This window comes from Halorubrum sp. SP3 (assembly GCF_005435195.1).
GTDB lineage: Archaea > Halobacteriota > Halobacteria > Halobacteriales > Haloferacaceae > Halorubrum > Halorubrum sodomense.
Genome location: NZ_SGTU01000543.1, coordinates 1 through 311, shown reverse-complemented (window position 1 = coordinate 311; position 311 = coordinate 1). Strand labels below are relative to the sequence as shown.

Below are 311 nucleotides of genomic sequence, written 5' to 3'. Positions count from 1 at the left end.
GGGGCGGCGTCGATCCGGTCGGCCACGTCCTCGACGGACGCCGCGCGCGGTGACTCGTAGTAGCCGCACTCGACGGCGGCCGCGAGCGCGTCGAACTGCCGGTCCGTCAGCTCCGGGTCGAAGAGGTGCTGTCGCCAGTCGTACTCCCCGATCCGGAGGACCTCGCTGTCGATCCGGTCCGGGAGCCCGGCGAGCGCGTCTCGAAGCGGCCCTTGGTCCCCGAGGACGGTGAGCCTCGCGACCCCGTCCGGGCGGAAGTCGATCGGCGGGACGACGACGACGCCGGTCCGCCGGAGCGACCCGAACATCGT

1 protein-coding gene is annotated in these 311 nt (G+C 73.3%); it reads right to left on the bottom strand.

Annotation, left to right across the window (positions count from 1 at the left end; translation table 11 throughout):
* A partial coding sequence (locus EXE42_RS17505) for a helix-turn-helix domain-containing protein (protein ID WP_199240817.1) occupies positions 1–311 on the bottom strand: 311 nt, incomplete at both ends.